General features: G+C 56.5%; 18 protein-coding genes. 5 read left to right on the forward strand and 13 right to left on the reverse strand.

The window, feature by feature from the left end; genetic code table 11:
- Positions 1–4: 4 nt before the first annotated feature.
- From AB4090_RS10260 to AB4090_RS10270, 3 genes are all read left to right on the forward strand, one after another.
- Positions 5–1,294 (forward strand): adenylosuccinate synthase, encoded by a 1,290-nt coding sequence (locus AB4090_RS10260; RefSeq protein ID WP_369573779.1) that lies wholly within the window; start codon positions 5–7, stop codon positions 1,292–1,294.
- Between the two features lie 154 nt (positions 1,295–1,448).
- Positions 1,449–2,225 (forward strand): GNAT family N-acetyltransferase, encoded by a 777-nt coding sequence (locus AB4090_RS10265; protein ID WP_369573780.1) that lies wholly within the window; start codon positions 1,449–1,451, stop codon positions 2,223–2,225.
- Positions 2,222–3,142 carry a lysophospholipid acyltransferase family protein gene (locus AB4090_RS10270; protein ID WP_369573781.1) on the forward strand — a complete coding sequence of 307 codons (921 nt, stop codon included), beginning with the start codon at positions 2,222–2,224 and terminating at the stop codon, positions 3,140–3,142. Before AB4090_RS10265 ends, AB4090_RS10270 begins: the two co-directional genes overlap by 4 nt.
- Before the next feature lie 16 nt (positions 3,143–3,158).
- Here the strand turns inward: AB4090_RS10270 and hemE are convergent, their stop codons facing one another.
- The 12 genes from hemE to AB4090_RS10330 form a co-directional block, all read right to left on the reverse strand.
- Positions 3,159–4,241: a uroporphyrinogen decarboxylase gene (hemE, locus tag AB4090_RS10275; RefSeq protein ID WP_369573782.1), complete on the reverse strand. Its 1,083-nt coding sequence runs from the start codon at positions 4,239–4,241 to the stop codon at positions 3,159–3,161.
- Positions 4,238–5,650 carry an FAD-dependent oxidoreductase gene (locus tag AB4090_RS10280; protein ID WP_369573797.1) on the reverse strand — a complete coding sequence of 471 codons (1,413 nt, stop codon included), beginning with the start codon at positions 5,648–5,650 and terminating at the stop codon, positions 4,238–4,240. The genes hemE and AB4090_RS10280 overlap by 4 nt, the downstream gene beginning before the upstream one ends.
- 10 nt (positions 5,651–5,660) lie before the next feature.
- A complete protein-coding gene (gene gltB / locus AB4090_RS10285; RefSeq protein WP_369573783.1) occupies positions 5,661–10,079 on the reverse strand; it encodes a glutamate synthase large subunit in 4,419 nt (1,472 codons plus the stop codon).
- Positions 10,080–10,375: 296 nt separating this feature from the next.
- Positions 10,376–11,707 (reverse strand): MFS transporter, encoded by a 1,332-nt coding sequence (locus tag AB4090_RS10290; protein ID WP_369573784.1) that lies wholly within the window; start codon positions 11,705–11,707, stop codon positions 10,376–10,378.
- Positions 11,708–12,035: 328 nt separating this feature from the next.
- Positions 12,036–13,529 (reverse strand): DHA2 family efflux MFS transporter permease subunit, encoded by a 1,494-nt coding sequence (locus tag AB4090_RS10295; RefSeq protein ID WP_369573798.1) that lies wholly within the window; start codon positions 13,527–13,529, stop codon positions 12,036–12,038.
- 169 nt (positions 13,530–13,698) lie between these two features.
- On the reverse strand, positions 13,699–14,769 hold the full coding sequence (locus AB4090_RS10300; RefSeq protein WP_369573785.1) for an ADP-ribosylglycohydrolase family protein: 1,071 nt from the start codon (positions 14,767–14,769) through the stop codon (positions 13,699–13,701).
- Between the two features lie 33 nt (positions 14,770–14,802).
- Positions 14,803–15,627: a glycosyltransferase family 25 protein gene (locus AB4090_RS10305; protein WP_369573786.1), complete on the reverse strand. Its 825-nt coding sequence runs from the start codon at positions 15,625–15,627 to the stop codon at positions 14,803–14,805.
- A complete protein-coding gene (locus AB4090_RS10310; protein ID WP_369573787.1) occupies positions 15,611–16,507 on the reverse strand; it encodes a sulfotransferase family protein in 897 nt (298 codons plus the stop codon). Before AB4090_RS10310 ends, AB4090_RS10305 begins: the two co-directional genes overlap by 17 nt.
- A gap of 456 nt (positions 16,508–16,963) precedes the next feature.
- Complete coding sequence (locus AB4090_RS10315) at positions 16,964–17,314, reverse strand: hypothetical protein (protein WP_369573788.1); 351 nt, start codon at positions 17,312–17,314, stop codon at positions 16,964–16,966.
- A 12-nt stretch (positions 17,315–17,326) separates the two neighbouring features.
- On the reverse strand, positions 17,327–17,611 hold the full coding sequence (locus AB4090_RS10320; protein WP_369573789.1) for a DUF3106 domain-containing protein: 285 nt from the start codon (positions 17,609–17,611) through the stop codon (positions 17,327–17,329).
- Positions 17,604–18,044 (reverse strand): hypothetical protein, encoded by a 441-nt coding sequence (locus AB4090_RS10325; RefSeq protein WP_369573790.1) that lies wholly within the window; start codon positions 18,042–18,044, stop codon positions 17,604–17,606. The genes AB4090_RS10320 and AB4090_RS10325 overlap by 8 nt, the downstream gene beginning before the upstream one ends.
- The gene (locus tag AB4090_RS10330; RefSeq protein ID WP_369573791.1) at positions 18,034–18,624 is read right to left on the reverse strand and encodes a sigma-70 family RNA polymerase sigma factor; all 591 of its coding nucleotides are present in this window, start codon (positions 18,622–18,624) and stop codon (positions 18,034–18,036) included. Before AB4090_RS10330 ends, AB4090_RS10325 begins: the two co-directional genes overlap by 11 nt.
- 433 nt (positions 18,625–19,057) lie before the next feature.
- Between AB4090_RS10330 and AB4090_RS10335 the strand changes: the two genes are divergently transcribed.
- Positions 19,058–19,672 (forward strand): hypothetical protein, encoded by a 615-nt coding sequence (locus AB4090_RS10335; protein WP_369573799.1) that lies wholly within the window; start codon positions 19,058–19,060, stop codon positions 19,670–19,672.
- A 338-nt stretch (positions 19,673–20,010) separates the two neighbouring features.
- Positions 20,011–21,252: a tyrosine-type recombinase/integrase gene (locus tag AB4090_RS10340; RefSeq protein ID WP_369573792.1), complete on the forward strand. Its 1,242-nt coding sequence runs from the start codon at positions 20,011–20,013 to the stop codon at positions 21,250–21,252.
- Here AB4090_RS10340 and AB4090_RS10345 read toward each other — a convergent pair.
- Positions 21,236–21,457, reverse strand: coding sequence for a helix-turn-helix transcriptional regulator (locus AB4090_RS10345; protein WP_369573793.1), 222 nt, complete (start codon positions 21,455–21,457; stop codon positions 21,236–21,238). The genes AB4090_RS10340 and AB4090_RS10345 overlap by 17 nt on opposite strands.
- Positions 21,458–21,830: the final 373 nt, after the last annotated feature.

Genomic DNA, 21,830 nt, shown 5'->3' on the forward strand with positions numbered 1-21,830 from the left:
ATCGATGTCCAAAAATGTTGTGGTGGTAGGTACCCAGTGGGGGGACGAGGGCAAGGGTAAGATTGTCGACTGGCTTACCGAGCATTGTCAGGCGGTCGCCCGTTTTCAAGGAGGTAACAACGCCGGTCACACCCTGGTCATTGGTGGCAAAAAAACGGTTCTGCATCTGATTCCATCAGGAATCTTGCGAGCAGACGTACAGTGTTTCATTGGCAACGGGGTTGTGCTCGACCCCGTTGCCTTGTTCGAGGAACTGGATCCCTTGCTGGCAACGGTTCCCGACGCCGCGCAACGACTGCTGATTTCCGAGGCGTGCCCATTGATTCTGCCCTATCACAAGCGGCTTGATCTGGCCCGCGAGCATGCGAAGGGAGAGGCGCGTATTGGCACCACCGGGCGAGGTATTGGTCCTGCCTACGAAGACAAAGTTGCGCGGCGTGCCCTACGAGTGGCGGATCTCTTCCACCGTGAGCGTTTTGCCGCCAAGTTGGGCGAGGCCTTGGATTATCATAATTTCGTGTTGCAGCACTACTTCAAGGAAGAGCCGGAAGATTTTCATCGAACTCTTGAACAAAGTTTGGCCTATGCCGAACGCCTGGCACCTATGAGCACCGATGTCTCCTTACGCCTGAGCCAGATTCAGGCAGCTGGCGGACGCATCCTTTTTGAGGGCGCGCAGGGTACGTTGCTTGATGTTGATCATGGCACGTATCCGTTTGTCACCTCTTCGAATACCGTGGCGGGTGCAGCGGCGGCTGGCACGGGTGTTGGGCCAGGTGATCTGGGCTATGTACTCGGTATTACCAAGGCCTACACCACGCGCGTCGGTTCTGGCCCTTTCCCCACGGAGCTTTTTGACGATACCGGCCGGTGGCTGGCGGAGAAGGGTGGTGAGGTTGGTGCTACTACCGGGCGTGCACGACGCTGTGGCTGGTTTGATGCGGTTGCCTTGCGCGCCTCCTGCCGAGTAAATGGAGTGACTGGCTTGTGCATGACCAAACTTGATGTCCTTGATGGTTTGGCGGAAATTCGCGTTGCGACGGGCTATCGTGTGCGTGGTGCGGAGTGCCGCGACTTGCCGGGTGGCGCGGAGTCACTGGCCGATTGTGAACCCATCTACGAAAGCTTCCCCGGCTGGTCGGAGTCCACCGCTGGCGTACAGCTCTGGCAAGACCTGCCGCAAAATGCACGGAACTATCTCGAGGCGTTAGCGGAGCTGGTGGAGCGCCCCGTTGCTATCGTCTCCACTGGGCCGGATCGGGCGCATACAATCTTACGTGAGGCGTTCTTATGAGCCGAATTTTTTTGCTTTTTTTTGTAAACATTGCGTAGTATGAACAGCGTCATGCCTTCGTGCTGTCATCAAAGTGTCATAAAACTGTCGCACTATTGTCATAGTTTTTGGTCATACTGTTATTTGCTGCAACCCGTAGCAGGGAGATTGAGGGATGCTCAATACGCAAGTCCAGAAGGGTATGGATCGTAATACGAAAAAGGGGGAGCGTTCGTTGCGGTTGTATCTCGCCCGTCATCAGGACGAGGTAGAGGCAGCGCAACGCCTGCGTTACCGCGTGTTTAGTGCCGAGTATGGCGCGCAGCTTGGCGGTCCTCCTGGGGTCGATCAGGATGAATATGACCCTTTCTGTGAGCACTTGATTGTTGAAGATGAGGTGCGGCAGGAGGTTGTTGGGACCTATCGCCTTTTCCTACCGGAGCAGGTAGCCAATGTTGGGCGCTACTATGCGCAGACGGAATTTGACCTATCTCGACCGCTAGCTCTTGGGTCGCGTGTCATGGAGCTGGGTCGTTCCTGCGTACATCCCGACTATCGCCAAGGAGCAGTGATCGTTCTCCTGTGGTCGGGTTTGGCTGAGGCCATGAGTATGTGGGAGATCGACCATCTCATGGGCTGTGCCAGCGTGCATAGCACCGATGGTCCGGCGCTGGGTGCCCTGTACCGATCGTTGGAGCCGCAGATGGTACCAGTCGAGCAGCGAGTCTTTCCTTTGCGTCCCGTTCCCCAGTTTGACACGGCAGCCGAGGTCGCGCCGGTAGAACTTCCGGGCCTGTTGAAGGGCTATTTGCGAGCCGGTGTGCGTTTGGGTGGGGAACCCTACTGGGATCCGCAATTTCACTGTGCTGATTTTTTTGTCTGGTGTGATTCACGACTCATTACCTCGCGTTATCAGCAGCGCTTTCTGGACCCCGTGGTCCAGGGCAAATGATCTTTCGCCGACGACGTAGTACTTTCTCTCGGCACGCGCAACTGATCCCTTATCCCAGCGACCGCATACTGCGGCGTAGCAAGCCTCGTTTTTATCGCCGTTTCTGGCGTGTGCCGGCACTGAGCCTGCATTTGGCCATCGCCTTTCCTTTGAGTTGGTGGTACTACGGGCGTGGCAGAGAAATAGATGTGCATGCGCTTGGCGTATTCCGCTGGTGGTGCGGCGTAGCACTACGCATCTTGGGAATACGTTTGCGCGTGGCTGGCCCTCTGCCCCAGGCGCCGATGATGTTGGCGGCCAATCATGTCTCTTATCTGGATATCTTGGCGCTAGCCGCAATACAGCCAGGGCAGTTTGTCGCCAAAAAAGAGATGGAGTCCTGGCCACTATTTGGCCGATTGGCGCGTCGGTTGGGGACCTTTTTTATTGATCGAGGCGACGCGAGGGCTAGTCAGCGTCTGCTAAAAGACGCCGCACAGGTGCTACGAGAAGGGCGCATCCTTACGATCTTTCCTGAAGGGACGACGAGCGACGGCACGGACGTTGGGGATTTCTTCGCGGCGCCCTTCGAGACGGCGGTAACTGCGGAGACTATGGTCGTACCGGTCACCCTGCGTTACGAGGATGTTCTTCGTCCCGGGCATGCAGACCGTATCTGTCCATTTATTGGAGAGGATACCTTGGCGGGACACTTGTGGCGTCTCACTGCCTCGGCGCCGCTCACCCTGCGCGTGCACTTCGGTATGCCATTATCGCCGCAGCTGGGACGGCGAGAACTTGCTAAAGAGACCCAGCGCCTCATTCGCGAGTCGTTACGGCGCATGGAAGAGGGCGCTGCCATTACCTGCCTGGATCCACATCGGCATCGTCTACGCGATGCCTGGGAGGCCTGGCGCCGCCGCGGTTCGTCACGTTGACAAAAATCATCACTAATCAATATTCTTCGTAGACGCTGTCGTTATTACAGCCATTCCAGGCATGCACGGTTTCTACCAAAAGCTCGACGTTATCGATGGGCGTTTGCGGTGTGATGCCATGGCCGAGATTGAAAATATGCCCGGGTCGTCCAGCATTGGCGCAGAGAATTCGTTCGATTTCGGCGCGCAGCAGGGCAGATTGTCCATAGAGGGCAATGGGATCAAGATTGCCTTGCACCGCTACACTCTTGCCCAAACGCTTGCGCGCTGCGTTGATTTCGATGGTCCAGTCGAGCCCAATGACGTTGGCACCGCTGTTGGCCATCAGCTCCAACCAGTTGCTGCCACCCTTGCTAAAGACAATTATGGGCAAGTCTACGGATTCCGGCGCAGCGCGCAATCCGGCGATGACACGCTGCATTGGCGTAAAAGAGAAGCGGTGATAGGCGGGGGTACTCAGGGTGCCACCCCAGGTGTCAAAGAGCATCAGCGCTTGCGCACCCGCCGTCGCCTGAGCACGAAGATAGGCCACCAGTGCCTGCACCAGGCGGTCGAGAAGCTGTTCCAGACTTTCCGGATCGGAATAGAGCCAAGACTTCGCATGCAAAAAATCGCGGCTACCACGCCCCTCAATCATGTAACAGGCCAGGGTCCATGGGCTGCCAGCAAAGCCAATCAAGGGTACGCGGCCATCCAACTCGTGCCGAATGAGGCGCACGGCGTCCATGACATAACGCAGTTCCTGCTCAGGATCGGGCTGCCCCAGGCGTTGTAGATCGCTCGCTTGGCGCAAAGGGGATGAAAATACCGGACCCTCGCCTTCGAGAAAATCGAGCTCCATGCCCATGGCATGTGGCACGGTCAGGATATCGGAAAAGAGGATGGCGGCATCCAGATCAAAGCGCCGCAGGGGTTGCAGCGTCACCTCGCAGGCTAGCTCCGGGGTTTGGCAGAGTTTGAGGAAACCTGAGACTTGGGCGCGGGTGGCGCGGTATTCCGGCAGATAGCGTCCCGCCTGGCGCATCAACCAAACTGGCGTACGATCGACCTCCTGCCCACGGCAGGCACGCAAAAAACGTGTAGCTCTGGCGGCGCTCATGCGCACAAGAAGTCGAGCATGCCTTCGGCTGCTCGGCGCCCTTCGTCCACCGCCGTGACCACCAGATCCGAGCCACGGTGCATGTCACCACCCACGAAGACCTTGGGATTGCTGGTCTGAAATTGTGCATTCGCAGTCACTCGGCCGATTTTGTCGGTAGCGATGCCAAATTCGTCAAACCAGGCGGCGGGGGAGGGGTCAAAACCAAAGGCGATAATCACCGCATCTGCCGCAAGGACTTCTTCGGAGCCGGGCACGACCTCGGGATAACGGCGGCCCTTGGCGTCTGCTTCTCCCAATTGCGTGCGCAGTACCTTGACGCCTTGCGGCCCGGTCTCGGCACTACCGACAACTTCCACGGGTTGACGATTGAAGAGAAACTTTACCCCTTCTTCGCGCGCGTTGGTGACTTCGCGACGGGAACCGGGCATGTTCTCTTCGTCGCGCCGGTAGGCGCAGCTCACTGCCGTTGCCCCCTGACGGATGGCGGTGCGCACGCAGTCCATGGCGGTATCTCCACCACCCAGAACCACCACGCGCTTGCCGGCTAGGTTGATGTGCGGATGCAGAGGATCGGGTAAGGCCATCAGATGGGAGATGTTGCCATTGAGGAAGTCCAATGCCTTGACTACCCCGGCCAGATCCTCGCCGGGGAAATGCCCCTGCTTGGCCTTGTAGGTTCCCATGCCAAGGAATACCGCATCAAAGTCGCGTAAAAGCTGCGCAAAGGGAATGTCCTTGCCCACCTCCTGCCCTAGCCGGAACTCGATGCCCATTTCTTGCAGGAGGTCGGCGCGCCTTGCGACCACTTCTTTTTCCAGCTTGAAGGGTGGGATGCCGAAGGTGAGCAAGCCGCCCACTGCAGGATAGCGATCGAAGACCACGACATCGACGCCATTGCGATTGAGCACGTCAGCACAGCCCAGCCCAGCCGGGCCCGCGCCGACTACGGCAACCCGTTTTCCAAGTTTCTCTGCACTGGGTTGGGTGGGTTTCCAGCCGCGTGCCAGGGCCTCTTCGGTAATGAATCTTTCCAAGTTGCCGATGGTCACCGCGCCATAGTCTTCGTTGAGCGTACAGGCACCTTCGCAGAGGCGATCCTGGGGACAGATCCGGCCACAGATCTCGGGCAGGGTATTGGTGCTGTGGGAGAGCGTGGCGGCCTCTTCGATGCGATTTTCCACAATCAACTGCAGCCAGTTGGGGATGTAGTTGTGCACTGGGCATTTCCACTCACAGTAAGGATTGCCGCAGTGCAGGCAGCGATCTGCCTGCAGGCGCGCACTATTGAGATCAAAGACCTCGTAGATCTCGCGGAATGCCTCGCGGCGCTCTTCTACCGGCAGTTTCTTCGGATCCTGCCGACCGTCTTCCAAAAACGCAAAATTATTCATGACAATTCCTCGCAGTGGGCAGGGATCAACTGGCTTCTTCCAGCAACACATCGAGTTTGGCTGCCTTAGGCACCACTAGCCAAACTTGCGCGACGAAACGCGACCAATTGTGCAATAAGTCCTGGGCTAGCAAACTGCCTGTCCACTCTATATGTCGTTTCACATGGCGTTTTAATAAAACTTCATAGCCACGCATGGACTCGGTGTCGATGCGATGGGCGTTGACCAACTCGCCGTTAACGCGGCTCGGAAACTGGCCATCAGCATCGCGGGCAAAGGCTAAGCCGCCGGTCATGCCGGCGCCAAAGTTGAGTCCCACGCGGCCTAAGATAATGACCTGGCCACCAGTCATATACTCGCAAGCATGATCACCAGCGCCCTCGATTACGGCAATCGCTCCGGAATTGCGCACCGCAAAGCGCTCGCCTGCGCGGCCAGCGGCGTGCAGTATGCCGCCGGTGGCGCCATAGAGGCAGGTATTCCCGATGATGGCAGATTCGGCAGCAACGTAGGGCGCTCCGTCTGGTGGAGCAATGATGATACGTCCGCCATTCATGGCCTTGCCCACATAGTCATTGGCGTCGCCGTGTAGCTGCAAGGTCATACCCTGTACCGAGAAGGCGCCAAAGGATTGCCCCGCAGTACCTTGCAATTCAACATGCACGCAATCGTCAGGCAAGCCAGCATTGCCATAACGCTTGGCAATTTCACCGCCCAGACGCGCAGCTATCGAGCGATGGGTGTTCTGGATACGGTAGTGAAGGCGCGTCGGGATTTTCTCCTCCAGGGCCGGGCGGGCATCGGCGATGATCTGTTCGGCCAGTTCGCCGCGGTCGAAGGGCGGATTACGATCCTGCTGATGGGTGTTGTGATCAGCATTTTCCAAGGCGGCGTTACCCAGCAGGGGGCGTAGATCCAAGGCGGCTTGCTTCTCGCTCTGCGCCTTGCCGATCTCGAGTAAGTCGCTCCGGCCAACCAGATCATCAAAACGACGAATCCCGAGTTCGGCCATGATCTCCCGCGCCTCTTCGGCAACGAAACGGAAGTAGTTGATGACTAGTTCTGGCAGTCCCTTGAAATGCGTGCGCAGGGTCTCGTCCTGGGTGGCAACGCCGGTGGCGCAGTTATTTAGGTGACAAATACGTAGGTACTTGCAACCCAAGACAATCATTGGCGCGGTACCGAAGCCGAAGCTTTCGGCACCGAGCAGGGCGCCTTTCACCACGTCGAGACCGGTTTTGAAGCCACCATCGGCTTGCAGGCGCACGCGATGGCGCAGGAAGTTCTTGCGCAAGGTGACCTGGGTTTCGGCGAGACCCAGCTCCCAGGGAGCGCCCGCGTATTTGACGGAAGTTAGGGGGCTGGCACCGGTGCCGCCGTCGTAGCCAGCAATGGTGATGCGGTCGGCATAGGCCTTGGCTACCCCTGCTGCAACGGTTCCTACTCCGGCTTCAGAAACCAGTTTGACCGAGACGAAGGCGCCGGGATTGACCTGTTTGAGATCAAAAATGAGTTGCGCCAAATCTTCAATGGAATAGATGTCGTGATGGGGCGGAGGGCTGATCAACGCCACTCCCTCCTTGGCGTAGCGCAAGCGAGCGATGATGCCGCTGACCTTGTGGCCAGGCAACTGACCGCCTTCGCCAGGTTTGGCGCCCTGCGCAATCTTGATCTGTAGCTCCTCGGCATTTACCGCATATTCCGGCGTCACACCAAAGCGACCAGAGGCGATCTGCTTGATCTTGCTGACCTTGTTGTTGTGATAACGAAGTGGGTCCTCGCCGCCTTCACCCGAATTGGAGCGACCACCAATGGTGTTCATGGCAATTGCCAGGGCTTCATGCGCTTCGGGGGAGAGGGCGCCGAGGGACATCGCAGCAGTATCGAAGCGCGGGGTAATGGCCTCGATGGGCTCTACTTCGTGCAGGGGGATGGCTTTCCCACCTCGTATCTGCAGCAGATCGCGGATATTGGTGATCGGTCGGCCGTTCACCAACTCGGCAAAACTGCGGTAATCTTCCTGTCGCCCAGAACGGGTGGCGGCCTGCAGACTGGCAACCACGTCCGGATTGTAGGCGTGGTACTCGCCGCCGTGGATGTATTTCAGTTGCCCACCGGCACTCATACGCCGGTGCGGGCGCCAGGCATCTACCAACAAGCGCTGGACATCTGCTTCCAGGTGGCAGAAGTCCGCGCCCTCAATGCGGGTAACCGTGCCACGGAAGCAGCGCTCAACGACCCGTGAAGACAGCCCCAAGGCCTCGAAAAGCTGGCTGCTACGGTAGGATGCAAGGGTCGAAATCCCCATCTTGGACAGGATTTTGTATAGGCCCTTGTCGATGCCCTTCCGATAATTGGCCAAGGCCTTGGCTGTGCCGACGGGTTGGCTAAAGGCGCGGCGCTCGGCCAGGCTGCGCACAATGGCATAGGCTAGGTAGGGATAGATCGCCGTTGCACCGTAGCCGATCAGGGTGGCGAACTGGTGTGGATCACGGGCGTGGGCAGTGGCGACGAGAATGTTGCAACGCGTACGCAGGCCAGCATCAATCAGGGCATGGTGCACAGCACCCACGGCCATGAGGGCGGGAATGTAAACCTGATCCCGCTGTAATGCGCTATCGTCGAGTACCAGAATTACAGAGCCGGCCTGTACGCCCGCCACAACCTCGGCACAGAGCGCAATGACCGCAGATTCCAGGTCGCTGCTGGCGTTGTAGCAGAGGGAGAAGGTTTGGGCGCGAAAAGCCGGTTCCGGGCGCGAAATCAGAGCCTGGAAGGCGGCATCGGAAAGTACCGGCGAATGCACCTCGATACGCCGCGCATACTCTGGACGCTCGGCAAAGAGATTGCTTTCGGTGCCCAAAATGGCGTTTAGCGACATGACCAGTGCTTCACGCAGGGGATCGATGGGCGGATTGGTAACTTGCGCAAACTGTTGGCGGAAATAGTCGGCTAGGTGTCGAGGCTGGTTGGAGAGCACCGCCACTGGCGTATCATCGCCCATGGAGCCAACCGCCTCCTGCCCACCCTCGGCAAGGATGCGAATGACTTGATCCTCTTCCTCCATGCTTACGCCAAAGGCCTTCTCCCAGGTGATAAGATCTTTCACCGGACGCACAATTTCCGGTGCGTCGTCATCAACGTCCAGATGCTCGGCATATTTCGCCAGCCAGTCGCCGTAGGGGGCGCTGTTCTGGATGCGTATATCAATGCTGCGATTATCGAGGAGCTGGCCGTCACGCAGGTCTATCGCCAAGATCTGCCCCGGCCCCACCCGTCCTTGCGCCGTGACGTCCCGGTGGGAGTAGTCGAATACGCCAACTTCGGAGGCGATATTGATAATGCGATCCTTGGTGATAATGTAACGCGCCGGGCGTAGACCATTTCGATCCAAGGCGCAGACCGCCATTTGACCGGTATTGAGTACCAATCCGGCCGGACCGTCCCAAGCCTCCATACGCATGGAGTGGTATTCGTAGAAAGCGCGCAGTTCTGGCGCCATATTGGGGACGTTGTGCCAAGCGGGTGGAACGAGCAGGCGCAGGGCCTTGAAAAAATCCATACCGCCCTGCACCAGTAGCTCCAGCATGTTGTCGAGGCTGAAGGAGTCACTGCCACCGCCAACGGCGGGCAACACCTCGTCCATGGGCAGCAGATCGGACTGCAACAGGGGGGCACGGGCCCGCGCCCAGTTGCGATTGCCTTGGATGGTGTTTAGCTCACCATTGTGGGCAAGGACGCGGAAAGGTTGGCATAAACGCCATTCCGGCCAGGTGTTGGTGGAAAAACGTTGATGATAACTGACTAGCGCCGAGGCAAAGCGTGGATCCCGCAGATCGGGGTAAAAGTCGGGCAGATGCTCGGGCATGACCAGCCCTTTGTAGCCAATTACGCGGCTGGAGCAGGTGACGGCAAAAAAATCGCTATCTGTAGCGCAACGTTTTTCTACGCGCCGGCGCAGGCGATAGCAGAGGCGCTCGAAGGCATCGTCATCCTGCTCGTCGCTGCCAAGAAACACTTGCGCGACACTGGGAAGGGTCTTGAGGGCTTCGTCCCCGCAGGCTTCGGCGACCGTAGGAACATCGCGCCAGCCGAACAGGGCAAGCTGCAGGGCTTGTGCCTCTTCGGCGACGACCTTACGGATACCCTCCGCCCGCTTTGTGTCGCGGGGCAGAAAAAATTGGCCTACGGCAAAACGGGCGGACAAGGTGATGCCCAATTCCGCCGTGACGGCACGAAAAAAATCCTGCGGCATCTGTATGAGCAGACCACAGCCATCCCCACTCTTACCATCGGCAGCGATGGCACCACGGTGCGTCAGGCGCGCCAGGGAAGTTATCGCAGTGGCTACGATGCTATGACTGGCTTGGTTGTCCATTTGGGCAATGAGACCAAAACCACAAGAATCGCGCTCAAAATCAGGGGAGTAGAGATTGTTTGTCATGCTGTCACCATCGGCCGGAATACGTTCCTCCGCCACATGGCGAAAGGGCTACCATTATAAGCTGCTGATGCAGCGGAAACCAAGACAAAGTTTTTGAATGTGCACCCCAGCAGATGGTTTGGGTGGACCATGTATACTGCTGCTGGCGGAATATCTTGATGCTCCGGTGACGGTAACACCTTGAGGCAACGGCTGCAGTACAGCGTATAGGCGATGATCGTGCGCCAGCACGGCCAGACTGTGGCAGTTTCGTTTTCAGTTGAGAGATGTGATCAGTTTCCGGCGCTTCGTTACCATTACATTTTTTCCAGCTCCTCCAGGCTTTTCTGCCGAGGTTCGATGCCATAACGCCAAGTCACGAAGACAGCGAGCAAGGAAATAGCCGCCATGATCACCAGCAGGCGGGGGATGCCCCAATTCTTTTCCACAATTGGGAAGAGCGCTGCGGAAAGGAGTGCTCCTGCCCGGGAAAGCCCCGTGGCCAGACCAGCGGCACTGGCGCGCAACTCGGTTGGGAAAAGTTCCGTGGCGAAAGCAAAGACCGTGACGCCCGGGCCGATACCTACCCCTAAGGCATAGATGGCAGAGGCCGCGTAGATGCCGACCAGCCAGTGTTCTGCAGAGGCCAGCGCAAATCCCAGTAGGCCGGTCGCCATGAGGGAAAATCCCGCGATCTGCAAGGGGACGCGGCCCCAGCGATCAATGCGCGTCATCATGTAGCCAATTCCTACGACAGAGATGCAAAGGATACCGGCGTTGATGGCCGCCGCCGCCGCATTGCTCGGCGCAAAGTCGTTGCTGCGCAGTACCAGGGGGAAATAGAGACCGATGCCTAGGCCGACTACATCCAGACAAAACCACGGGAAAATGCTGAGAAACAGGCGTCGAAGCCAGGATTTTTGGGCGAGAATCCGCCAGGAATGGGTCGGGGCAGCAAAGCCCTGCAGCATTGTTTGCCGTGCTGCCGCGGTGCTTTCTGGGTGTAATTGGCTGAGCGCTTGGTCGGCCTCTTGCGTCCTTCCGTGGCGTACCAACCACCGCGGCGACTCGGGTAAGCCTCTGCGCAGCCAGAGCAAGGCGAGTGCCGGAATGACGGCACTTCCCAACATCCAGCGCCAGGAATCGACACCAGTGAACAGTAGCGCCCAACCAGCAGCGGTAGATAGTAAGGCCCCCACGTACCAAGCCAGATTCACTCGCGCGAAGCGATTCCCACGCAAGGCTGATGGGGTGTATTCGGCGACGATGGTCGCGACCAAAGGATAGTCCAAGCCGATAGCTAGGCCGGTAAGCAGGCGTCCGGCAAAAAGTACGGCTAGGTTGGGGCTGCACGCACTGAGCAAGGCGCCGCCAATGTAGAGCAACATATTGGGGATGAGGAGTCGTCGCCGCCCAAAGTGATCGGTGATAACCCCGCCAAAGAGTCCGCCCAACAAGGAGCCGATCAACGCCATGCCCATTAGCAATCCGATCTCGGCGGCATGCAGGTGCCAGGTGCTGTGCAGAGGGAGAAGGACTACGGCCATGATGCTGAGATCATAGCCATCCAAGAGCATGCCGAGCATTGCGGCGCCTAAAGCGCGACGAACTCCGGCTTGCGGGTGGTGGGCAATGGCGTGTCGAGTCATAAGGGGTTACCGGCTTGTGCTTGGATTTGGGTACATACAGGCACCCTCTTAGCGGGCGTCCATCATCGCCGTCACCGACCCATTGCGCGCATAAACACAGGATCCGTCGCTGTGTCGGGACGCTTCTTTCTGGCACCAATCAAGTTCTTTTTGCGTTTCCGTAGGATGTTTTTCATACCATGTGGAGGAGCGGCCCCCGTAGGGCCCCTGTCCAGAAAATAAAAATGGGAAGATGAGAGCAAAGACGCACACTCCCAGTATTACCCAAACTACCCAACGATTCATTTTGCTTCCTCCCAAGATCCTGGATATCGAATAAGGTTTGTCATTAATCCCTGATGTTGCGAGCCTGCGTTTTTGTGGGAGAACGCATGAGTAGAACCATGGGGATCATCACCGCAAAGCTATAGAACACAAAGGTAAAGGCGTCCAGTATACCGCGCATAGCCGCCTGTTGGCCTAATAAGTGTCCCATGGTAGCCCAGGTGCGGGCGCTTTCCGGTAGATTCGCGGCACTCAGATATTGGCCGAGGGCCGTATTAAACGAAGAAATGTGCCCACCAATCTGGTTCCAGCCCGCTTGGGTTTGCTCCGATAGAATGGTGGCAATGATGGCAATGCCCACGGAACCTCCGAGGTTGCGCATCAAGTTAAAGATCCCGGAGCCTTCCGCTGTCTCTTCTTTGGTCAGTGTCGCGAAGGCTAGGTTAAAAATGGGGATAGAGATCAGACCCAAACCAAGTCCACGAATCAGGCCGGGGAAGACAATCCACCACGGACTCACATCAAGGTTATAGTTTAGCGTGTAATAGGAGCCAATCAAGCCTAGGAGTATGCCCGAGAATATCATCCATCGTGGATTGGCGCCGTGGCTCAGTAGTCGCCCAGCGAGCCACATGGAGAACATGGCCCCCACCCCTTGGGGTGCCATCACCAGACCAGACGTCACCGCCTCATAGCCCATGTGATCCTGTAAATAGATGGGCAAGATGATCATCACTCCATAGAGCGCTAGGCCAAATAGCCCAATCCCCGCACTGCCAAGTGCCAGGGAGCGATCTTTGAGAAGCCGCAGATTCACGAGTGGGCGTGCCACCGTGAGGCTCCGCCAAGTGAAAAAGAGCAAAGCGAGCGTTGCCAGCAGAGTCAAGGTGACGATGAAGTGTGAGGTAAACCAGTTGTCCTGATCCCCAAGGCTGAGCACGATCTGCAAGCTTCCCAAACCGATTGCCATTAACGCAAAGCCCATCCAGTCGATCGGGCGGGGTCGCTCGCTTCTGCCAGCCTCCGGCACATGCAGCCAAATCAGCGCCAACGCGAGGAGACCAACGGGTACGTTCACGTAGAAACACCAACGCCAGCTCAGTTGATCGGTAAGGAATCCGCCGAGAATAGGACCCACAATGGGGCCGAGCATAATCCCCATCCCCAGCGTCGCCATGGCTACCCCACGTTTCGCCGGGGGGTAACTGGCCACCAGGACTGACTGGCCGATTGGCACCATGGCGGCACCAAAGCCGCCCTGTAGAAATCGCCAAAAAACCATTTCCGCAAGGCTGTGCGCCTGGCCGCACATGGCTGATGAAAAGACAAACACGGCTACGCTCCAAAACATGGCACGTTTCTGGCCATAGCGTTCTACGATCAGTCCGGTTAGCGGGGTAACGATGACCATGGCCAATAAATAGGTGGTGAGTACCCAAGTTCCCTGATGAGGGTTGGCCCGCAGCGCTCCTTCCATGTTGGGGAGCGCCACGTTGACGATGGTGGTGTCCAGCACGTTCATGATGATCGCGGCCATTACCGCAAAGGTAATGGCCATCAGCGAAGGGGGAGTAGTCTTACGATTCACAATATCCACTGACGCTCGCGATATTTAGGTTAGAAGAGCCAGAATGTCGATCAGGGTCGATAATTGATTGCCTAACTGCATCCCCCGGCAGGTCCGCGATAGCCAATCGAGAATGTTCACAAAGGGCAGCATGCCGCGCTTAGGGGGTTCGCTCCCTGATGGCCATCTGCTCCAATTCTGCAGCCAGTGCCAGATAGCGTTCGGCGTTATGTAGCTCGGTGATAAACCGATGGGGAATTCCCTCCAAGCCTACCTGAGCACCCACGAGCGCACCGGTCAACATCGCTCGTGACATATTTTGTCCACCTCCGTTGATTGCATGCAATACCGCTGACTCATAATTATTCTGGAAACGCGTGGCCAGATAGTAAGCCGCAGGCAATTGGTGGTAAATGGCACAAGGCATGCCGTATACCAGACTTGCCTTCCAGGCGGGTTCAATGACGATGTCAGGATCCGCTGCGGCAAGTGCGGCATATCCCGCCGTGAGCAAGGCATCTGGCGATGCGAATTGGCCTGCCTGAATCCGTTCGCCGCCCGGCGATGGTAGCTGGAGGTGGCCTTGGGTCACTGTGTGAAAAGGTAGCGCTCCACTTTTCACTTGCGCCATGAGTGTGGTGCTAATTTCTGGAGTCATCGAAGCGCCTGCTACCAACTGGGCCAAAACAGAGTTGAATGCCATACTCATAGCGACGATGGCCGGATCGTGTTGGGTCAAGGTAATGTTGCTACATACCGCCTCTGCCATTTTACTCGGTTGCAGGGCATAAAAAGCAGCGATGGCAATGGCGCGTTCGGCGCCTTCCGTCGTGTCTGCATCGCCAGCACATTCTTCCCATGGCCGATTCTCCAGTACGCGTTTACGCCAGGCTTCGCGAATTGATTGATTGGTATAGCCGCCTGGTCCTTGCATAGGTGTGCCGTCTAATTGCGGGAACAGTTGTGTATCCAATCGATGGGTAAAATCATTCTCTTGATAACCCGCGCAGTCCACCAACGACTCCATCAGCATGACCAGCAGCAACCCAGTTTGCGAGATATCCCCCGCCAGCAGCCCGCTGTGATAACGTCCGGGGCGCGGCGTGAGATACTCGGTAATCCAAGGTCCGCATTCGTGGTGTAATTCGGCAAGGTCGTAGTACCAATGACACCCCAAAGCCAATGCATCACCAATCAGGGCGCCCATCAAGGCACCCGCTACGCGTTGCATGTTTCACCTCTTTGCTTCGCCAAAGACCGCTCCTCAGTAATCGCGTTCGCGCCGATACCACCAGGAGCGCCCCATCCAAGGCAGGCTGTACCACCAACCGGCAATACTCTCGACCGCATTGCGCAGATCGCGCTGCACTCTACGATAGAGCGGACGTTTCCGCTTCCCATGGCTAGTGCTCCATCCCCGTACTGCAATTACCGATGGGCAATCCGCTCGGATACATACGGGATAGGGTTCCACTACCAGAACGCGCAGGTGATGGTGCCAGAATTGATCAATTACCTGATCCACCGGCACGCGAATGGTTTCCGTAGTTGTGAGCAATCGTTCCGCCGCCTTTGGCGTCAGCAGGTATGCTGCGGTGCCCATTGCCGGGCGGGGATAGTGGCAGAGCGTATGCGTTTCATCGAAGCGGCCCACTACAAACCCTTTGCGATCCCAGCGCTCCGCCAAGAGGCGCAGTACGTCCCAGTCAGACTCGCAGGCCAAGGCTCGACGCAGGATTTGGGCAAAATCGGCAGGGAGTTCAACGTCGTCTTCCAAAATACAAATGCTGCGACCTAGGCGTAGACACTCTCGCCACAATGTTTGATGGCTTAAAAAGCATCCCAACTCCCCCGCACTGAGGGCGTAGCCGAAATGTCGTTGGCGATAGGCCGCGTCGTAGGCTGTGATTTGTTCGCGATCTTTCAGCGCAATGGCGGGAAAGTACCGCACTGAAATATCCTTTCGTGCGCAAAGTTCGATGACGTTGTCGCACCGCTTTGCATCGCTGGCCATGCTAATCACATAGACCGGTGGCATGACCAGTGCGGATTCCGCGCGGGCGTAGGGCAGACTAGTGAATCTTTCCATGCGTTAGCTTCCACAGACGACCACGACGACGACGGCGCCAGTCCGTTTCTTGGTCGAGGAGGGCGCAGACGGGCCCCCAAACACTAAAATCCGAATACAGGGACTGCCATTGCTCCCAGAACGCTGCGGATGGCGTTAGATGGATGGCATTGAGTGCTTGGTACAGTCGTGCAATGGGCGCCAGCAGGTCAGTGTCATCGGGGCAGTGATGATGGTGCAGGGATGCCTGTAAAAACTCTTTTTGGTAGCTTGGCAAAAGCTCCTCGCGGATCTCATACCCCAGGCAGAGTGCGATTGAATGTAGCGCGGTGGCCGGGTCCTGAAAAAGCTCCGAAAACCGTAACACAGCATTTTTTCTTCCTTGCAGGAGCGATAAAAAGGGTAGCCAATGAGCTGCCCACATAAACTGGCTGCGTATCGGGTCCATGGCATTGCGCGCGGCAAGAGAAGCCACGACCTCGGCCGGATGTCGGAGGGCCCACAAGAAGCGCAGTTCAATACCGGCCGTGTCCGCCACCTCCAGCCAAAAAGGCAGCGTGCGCAAGGTTCGTGGATCCTTAAAGCCCCACAACCCCCAGGATTCGCAGCGATCCTGAAACAATGTGGTGGCGCGCTGTACAAGACCGGCGTCGGCTGCGGCAAGAACTTCCTCCCGGCTGAGCAATCGGGCCTCATTCCAACGCAGGTTACAGCGCTCCAAAAGAATCTGATTGATCGCGACCACCTCGTGGTCTTCCCAATACCCGCGAGGGTTATCAGGCCCCGCACCAATCAACTGATCGCCTAAGGATACGCTCCAACTCTCGATCCCCTTGGCGATGGCGCTGGTACCGCTACGGTGCATACCGAGAACACAGAGCACGGTGGGATTTTCATTCATAGGCTGCAAGGCGGCATTTCCTGTAGTTGTTCCAGCACAATGGTAAAAAATACTTGTCGATAAAACGACTGAATTTGCGTTAACAATCGTTTCTCTGGTCATTGTGGCTGATATCACTGGTTGGAAAGGCAGTATCTCTGCTCAATGTCGAGCGGATGACTGGCCGGATTATTGGATGTACTCAACGTCCCCAATACCCTCGACGCCATCCAGGATGCCAATACCAGCCTGGATGCCAATAGGGATGAATGATTACCGGGCCGGGTTGGACCACAGCCACAGGCCCTCTCGGCGGTACCACATAACAGCCTGGCAGTGCGGACATCGCGCCCACGGTTACCGTAACCAAAAGAGCTTTACGCAGAAAATTCATGGTAACTGCCCTCCCAAGGAAAAGATCCTTCACCCATATGCTTTTCAATACCGGCTACCCGGAGTCGTGACATAGGTTTCGCCTCACTGTCCCACTTCCTGGCTAATGGCGTTTTCTCGAAGGTTCAACTGATGTTGTTGCCCTTCTGTGATGTACCCGTTGAGAATCCCGCCTTGGTGTCTGGCTTCCCAATTTTGCGTGCCAACCACTTGGCGGACCTGCTGATGTAACGCGGCTGCCCGTGCCGGAGAAAGTTCGCCCTCAATAACCTCCTGATGAATGCGATGATCCAAATGGTGGGCACGACCCAATACTTCTGCTCGCCGGGGATGATGCCGAGTCCAGACCTCACCGGCCTGCGCGTTACTGATCGCGGGCCCGGAGAGCACCAATACAAAAATGCCAAAGAACAAGGATTTATCGAATCGAAACATGCGCTGATCTCCTCAGTGATTAATGCGATGAGACTGTTGATACTCCTCCCACAGGCGTTTCTTTGCGGCTGGCGGGAGTCGTTGAAAGCGCTGGGCTCGATTCAGGATCTGCGCCCGGCGCTGTGGTGAGAAGTGCTGCCAACGCTGTAAGTGGCGCTGCCAATCGGCTCGGGGAGGCGGCCGCTCCCATTGCGGCTTCTCGGGGGGATGGTGGCGTTGCCAAAACGGGGTGGCCTCCGCCGGCGTGGCGCATGTTGTTAGCAGTATTACCATCAAAAAGAGGACGCGCTTACCCATGATCAGCTACCTGTTCTAATTGGTTCGGATGCGTATTCAGCCACTCGTAGAAGGTGAGATGAGCCACGACTTGTTGTTCCACTACTGGCGCGTTGCTACTGTTGGGTGCGGAAGGCTGGCTACTCACCCCAGAGAACCATTGCCAGGAACCAACCGCCAGGAGCAGGCAGGCACTGGCTGCAACACCGATCCAAAAGGGGGCTCGTCTTGCTGGGTAGTGCGGCTGTCGAAAGATCGTTACGCCCTGCGGTCGCGCTGACCAAACGGCGATGAGATCCGTTGTAAAACGACTCCGCTTTTGGCAGAGCTGGCAATGCGCTACGTGCGTCGCCACCTCATCGCTAGAGGCAAGGAGTCCTGCGCGCCACCGATCCAGGGTTTCGCTATCGGGATGTCCATCGGACAGATGTGCATGCAATGTTTTATGACTCATGGAAATATCCCTCCGGTGTCCAGTCGGCCAACCGTTCCCGTAGACGCCGCAGAGCCCGAAAATGGTGTACCTTGACGCTTCCGGCGCTACAGCCCATGGCAGTTGCCGTCTCTTCGACGCTCAACCCTTCCCATTCCCGCAACAAAAAAGCTTGCCGCTGCCGCGGCGCCAACTGCACCAGAGCCACTTGAATCGCCTTGCCGAGTTCGCGATCCATCGATTGTCTCTCTGGCGTTGGAGACGATTCGGCGACCTGATCCAGTGGATCTGAGTCCTCTTCGTTTCGCCGTGACCGAAAACCCAACACTCGCTCCAGCGTTTGACGTCGATGCTGGTCGCGTATGCGGTTTTGCAGGATCCGATAAAATAGGGGTACTAATTCCTCGGGCGGACGGTTGGCGTAGCGCCGCATCAAGGTCAGCGCCGCATCCTGCACCATATCCCACGCTAAATCTGTTTGTCCCAGATCGAAGCAAGCCATTCGATAGGCGCGCTTTTGCACTTGGGAGAACAGGCTGTGCCAGGATTCTTCCGTTACAACGGCTCTCGTATCAATAGGAATGGCCTCAATGCGGAACATGTCGTCAAGCTACCCTGTATCGTTCCAATGCTGCTATAACGATTGACTAGGTCATTTGGTTGACAAGTTCTGCGGCGTATGACGCAACACTCGGCCACAGCTCACCGTTAAGACGATAAACACTTATTTACATTGGGGTTCTGGCGGTTCCTGGCACGCTTGGCGTGAGTGTGTAAAAATTCCCTGTGTGGTCGATTTGTCGATTCCTGATCCACAATGATCTTCGCCTGAGCAGGCGGTACGTCGGTCTTCGCCGCCAGACTTACCCCTAGCGTGTCGCTACATTGCGAGGTTCCAACATGCGCCTGACCATCTTGATCGCCCTCTCCCTGTTGGTAGCTTTGGGAAACGCTCATCGGCACTGGCGGTGGCGTAATCCGCTCGGTCGTTGTCTCGGAGTCACGCGATCGTGATTAGATTGTTGCAGTTGGCTATGGTCGTTTTGCTGGCAGCGATTCTGGGATCGTCTATTGCCAGGGCATCCATTTTCATTGGTGCCCCAGATAAAGGTTGTGCGTATCTGTCCCGCCACGCTATTTCTCCCGGTGCGTGGGATACTGCGATGAAGGCGGCAATCAAGATCTCCCAATTTCAGGGCGATCTGTACGTTGTGTCCTCTACCGCGATTGAGAAGGTGAGCCACATCCCAGATTTTCCCAATTTGTCATCAATTCCCAAACAGGGCGATGGCGGACAGTGTGTGGCTATATCCCCCTCGTTATTGGCTCGGAGTTCACGTACGGAAGGGCAGATGTGGCTCTGGTTGGTAGGAATCGCAGGGACCAAGCACAAACAGGCATACCAAGAAGCGGTCGAAGCAGCAGAACATCCGGCAATACGACACATCGCGAGCTTTTTTGGCATTGGGGAGGGATTAGCGAAACAGGCAATTTTATCATCAGAATGCCAAGCCACCCGCTGGCTTCCTCAGAGTAAAAAAGAAGTGGCCAAGCAAGAATTTGACCAATTGAGGCCAGTGCTGAATAGCCGATGGTTACCCGCAAAGAGTGCCCAACTCAAAAAAATAGAGGAGTGTAATGCCCCTTAAGATTTCGCACGCTCCGTATGTGACCTGAGAGATCATGTCATGCCCGGAAAGTTTTAGGGCTGACTCCGCGCCAGTGGGGCGAAAAATTAACAGGCAAAAATAGAGCCAAGATTATTGTATAACTCATTGATTTTATATGGTGCCGGCAACAAGAATCGAACTCGTGACCTTCTGATTACAAATCATAAAAAAATAGAGCCATTTGATTTCAATGTTAATCGCATCCATGTATACCTTACTGAGTTCTCTGCTATTTGCTATCAATGGTTGTCTATGTCTATCATGCTAGCGCAACACCAAAAGTAAACGTAGAGTAAACGTAGCTGACCAGGTGATTCATGAGACTCACAGTAAAAGCCATGGAATCCGCCAAGCCAACTCTTGGGCGGGACACCTATCTCCGCGACGGCGATGGGTTGGAAATCCGTATCCTACCCAGCGGAAAGCGAATCTGGCAATTCCGGTATACGTTCCAGGGGAAACGCAAGGTGCTGGCGGCGGGAGAATATCCGCATCAAACCCTCAAGGAAGCCCGCGACCAGGCGCACGAATGGCGCAGGATACTCAATCGTGGGCAGGATCCGGCACCGGCCAAGCGACAGGCGGAAGCAGAAGCCGAGCAGGTTGAAGGAAAGACCGAAGGCAAGGACACGCTCGTGCACCTCATGCTGGCCTACTCTGACTGGAAGGCCGCGCAGGGCAAGACCAGCTTTGCCAATGACGTGCGGCGAAGCATCAGCAGCTACATAACGCCAGAAACATCCATTGCTCAAAGAAAGGCCAGTCAATGCACGCCATCCGATATCGCTGCCCTCATCCGTCCGATCCACCAGCGGGGCAAGGAGAGAAGCGCGGGCAAACTGCGTTCGTTTCTCGCGGCAGCTTTCCAGGCAGCTATGCAGGCGCCCTACAGCCCGACCATACCACAGGAGTTGGCCGGGTTTGCCGTTACACATAATCCGGTAGCCGCGATCCCGGCGATCCACGGCAAGGCCGGGGAACGGTTTTTAGATAGTGGTGAGTTGGGAAGATATTACCTAGCCCTGAAAAATCAGCAATCCAAAGGGCTGGCCTACAAGTGCCTACTGTTATCACTTTTGTCCGGGGGGCAGCGACCATCCCAGGTGGCGAGGGTATCTAGGGACGATTTTGATGCGCGGGATGGAATCTTGCGCATATTCGACCTAAAAGGGCGTCGCGCGCAGCCGCGCCAGCACCACATTCCCCTTGGTCTGGCTGCTGTCTCCTGGATAGAAACCTGGTTCCATGAAAAGACTGGGATTTGGTTTTCCGCAGATGGAAAGGAACCGCTGGAGGCTACGGTCCTGAGCAGGCAATGCACGCGCCTGGTACACGAAATGGATTGGACCCCATTCAGTTTGCGCGATGTCCGTCGAGGCGTCGAGACGGAAATGGCGCGCATGGGATTCAGTAAAGATTTGCGTGCCCATTTATTGTCACATGGTTTGTCCGGAATTCAGGAAAGACATTACGACCGATATGACCGCTTGCAGGAAAAGCGAGAAGCGATTGGAAAATGGGAAGACCACCTGGAATCGCTGGCTAGTCGTTCAACATGATTCCCCGTATTTGTTCCGCAAAAATATCCAATTCATTTTTCGGCCAGCCAGTCACCTTTGGAGAGATTTGCACAGGCTCTTTCAGTTTGCCTTCTTTAATCCAACGGTAAATGGTGGCCTCTGAAACGTCCAGATACTCCGCTGCTGTTTGTGGCCGCCTAAAACCCGGCCATCGAACCGGGCTGGTCATAGTCTGTTTATCCATGAGAGTCATCCACTAAGCGTCGAGCAAATCTTGCGACTTCTTTACTTGTGGCTCCATTCTCGTCAGCGTCTTAACGTGCGAGTGCGTGGACTTTCTCGACGGCTCCGGTCATGATGGTTCTCCTCAAGCCCTAGCGTGTGGTTACACAGATGCTTAAATATCCGTATCGACAAACCGGTTAGCCACTGCACAACTTCGTGCATCACCGGGGTAACCTTATCCTTGAGGTATGGCGGGAGATTCGTAAATACGGTGTGCGGATCCAACTTGGTTGTAAGCAATGGTATGGACGCCTCCACCCTATAGAGCAGGATGTGCCATAGTGGGGGTCCACCCTCACCATACGAGCAAAGGAGTTTCCCAATGGAGATCT

Origin of the sequence: Acidithiobacillus sp. IBUN Pt1247-S3 (assembly GCF_041146875.1) — a bacterium.
Taxonomy (GTDB): Bacteria; Pseudomonadota; Gammaproteobacteria; order Acidithiobacillales; family Acidithiobacillaceae; genus Igneacidithiobacillus.

What these genes read in the sequence shown, in the direction of transcription:
- AB4090_RS10340 (WP_369573792.1), top strand. Translation starts at nt 20,011, where the DNA reads ATGAGACTCACAGTAAAAGCCATGGAATCCGCCAAGCCAACTCTTGGG.
- AB4090_RS10325 (WP_369573790.1), bottom strand. Translation starts at nt 18,044, where the DNA reads ATGAGTCATAAAACATTGCATGCACATCTGTCCGATGGACATCCCGAT.
- AB4090_RS10290 (WP_369573784.1), bottom strand. Translation starts at nt 11,707, where the DNA reads ATGACTCGACACGCCATTGCCCACCACCCGCAAGCCGGAGTTCGTCGC.
- AB4090_RS10260 (WP_369573779.1), top strand. Translation starts at nt 5, where the DNA reads ATGTCCAAAAATGTTGTGGTGGTAGGTACCCAGTGGGGGGACGAGGGC.
- AB4090_RS10305 (WP_369573786.1), bottom strand. Translation starts at nt 15,627, where the DNA reads ATGGAAAGATTCACTAGTCTGCCCTACGCCCGCGCGGAATCCGCACTG.
- AB4090_RS10265 (WP_369573780.1), top strand. Translation starts at nt 1,449, where the DNA reads ATGCTCAATACGCAAGTCCAGAAGGGTATGGATCGTAATACGAAAAAG.
- AB4090_RS10310 (WP_369573787.1), bottom strand. Translation starts at nt 16,507, where the DNA reads ATGAATGAAAATCCCACCGTGCTCTGTGTTCTCGGTATGCACCGTAGC.
- hemE (WP_369573782.1), bottom strand. Translation starts at nt 4,241, where the DNA reads ATGAGCGCCGCCAGAGCTACACGTTTTTTGCGTGCCTGCCGTGGGCAG.
- AB4090_RS10315 (WP_369573788.1), bottom strand. Translation starts at nt 17,314, where the DNA reads ATGTTTCGATTCGATAAATCCTTGTTCTTTGGCATTTTTGTATTGGTG.
- AB4090_RS10270 (WP_369573781.1), top strand. Translation starts at nt 2,222, where the DNA reads ATGATCTTTCGCCGACGACGTAGTACTTTCTCTCGGCACGCGCAACTG.
- AB4090_RS10320 (WP_369573789.1), bottom strand. Translation starts at nt 17,611, where the DNA reads ATGGGTAAGCGCGTCCTCTTTTTGATGGTAATACTGCTAACAACATGC.
- AB4090_RS10345 (WP_369573793.1), bottom strand. Translation starts at nt 21,457, where the DNA reads ATGGATAAACAGACTATGACCAGCCCGGTTCGATGGCCGGGTTTTAGG.
- gltB (WP_369573783.1), bottom strand. Translation starts at nt 10,079, where the DNA reads ATGACAAACAATCTCTACTCCCCTGATTTTGAGCGCGATTCTTGTGGT.
- AB4090_RS10300 (WP_369573785.1), bottom strand. Translation starts at nt 14,769, where the DNA reads ATGCAACGCGTAGCGGGTGCCTTGATGGGCGCCCTGATTGGTGATGCA.
- AB4090_RS10295 (WP_369573798.1), bottom strand. Translation starts at nt 13,529, where the DNA reads ATGGCCATTACCTTTGCGGTAATGGCCGCGATCATCATGAACGTGCTG.
- AB4090_RS10335 (WP_369573799.1), top strand. Translation starts at nt 19,058, where the DNA reads ATGGTCGTTTTGCTGGCAGCGATTCTGGGATCGTCTATTGCCAGGGCA.
- AB4090_RS10330 (WP_369573791.1), bottom strand. Translation starts at nt 18,624, where the DNA reads ATGTTCCGCATTGAGGCCATTCCTATTGATACGAGAGCCGTTGTAACG.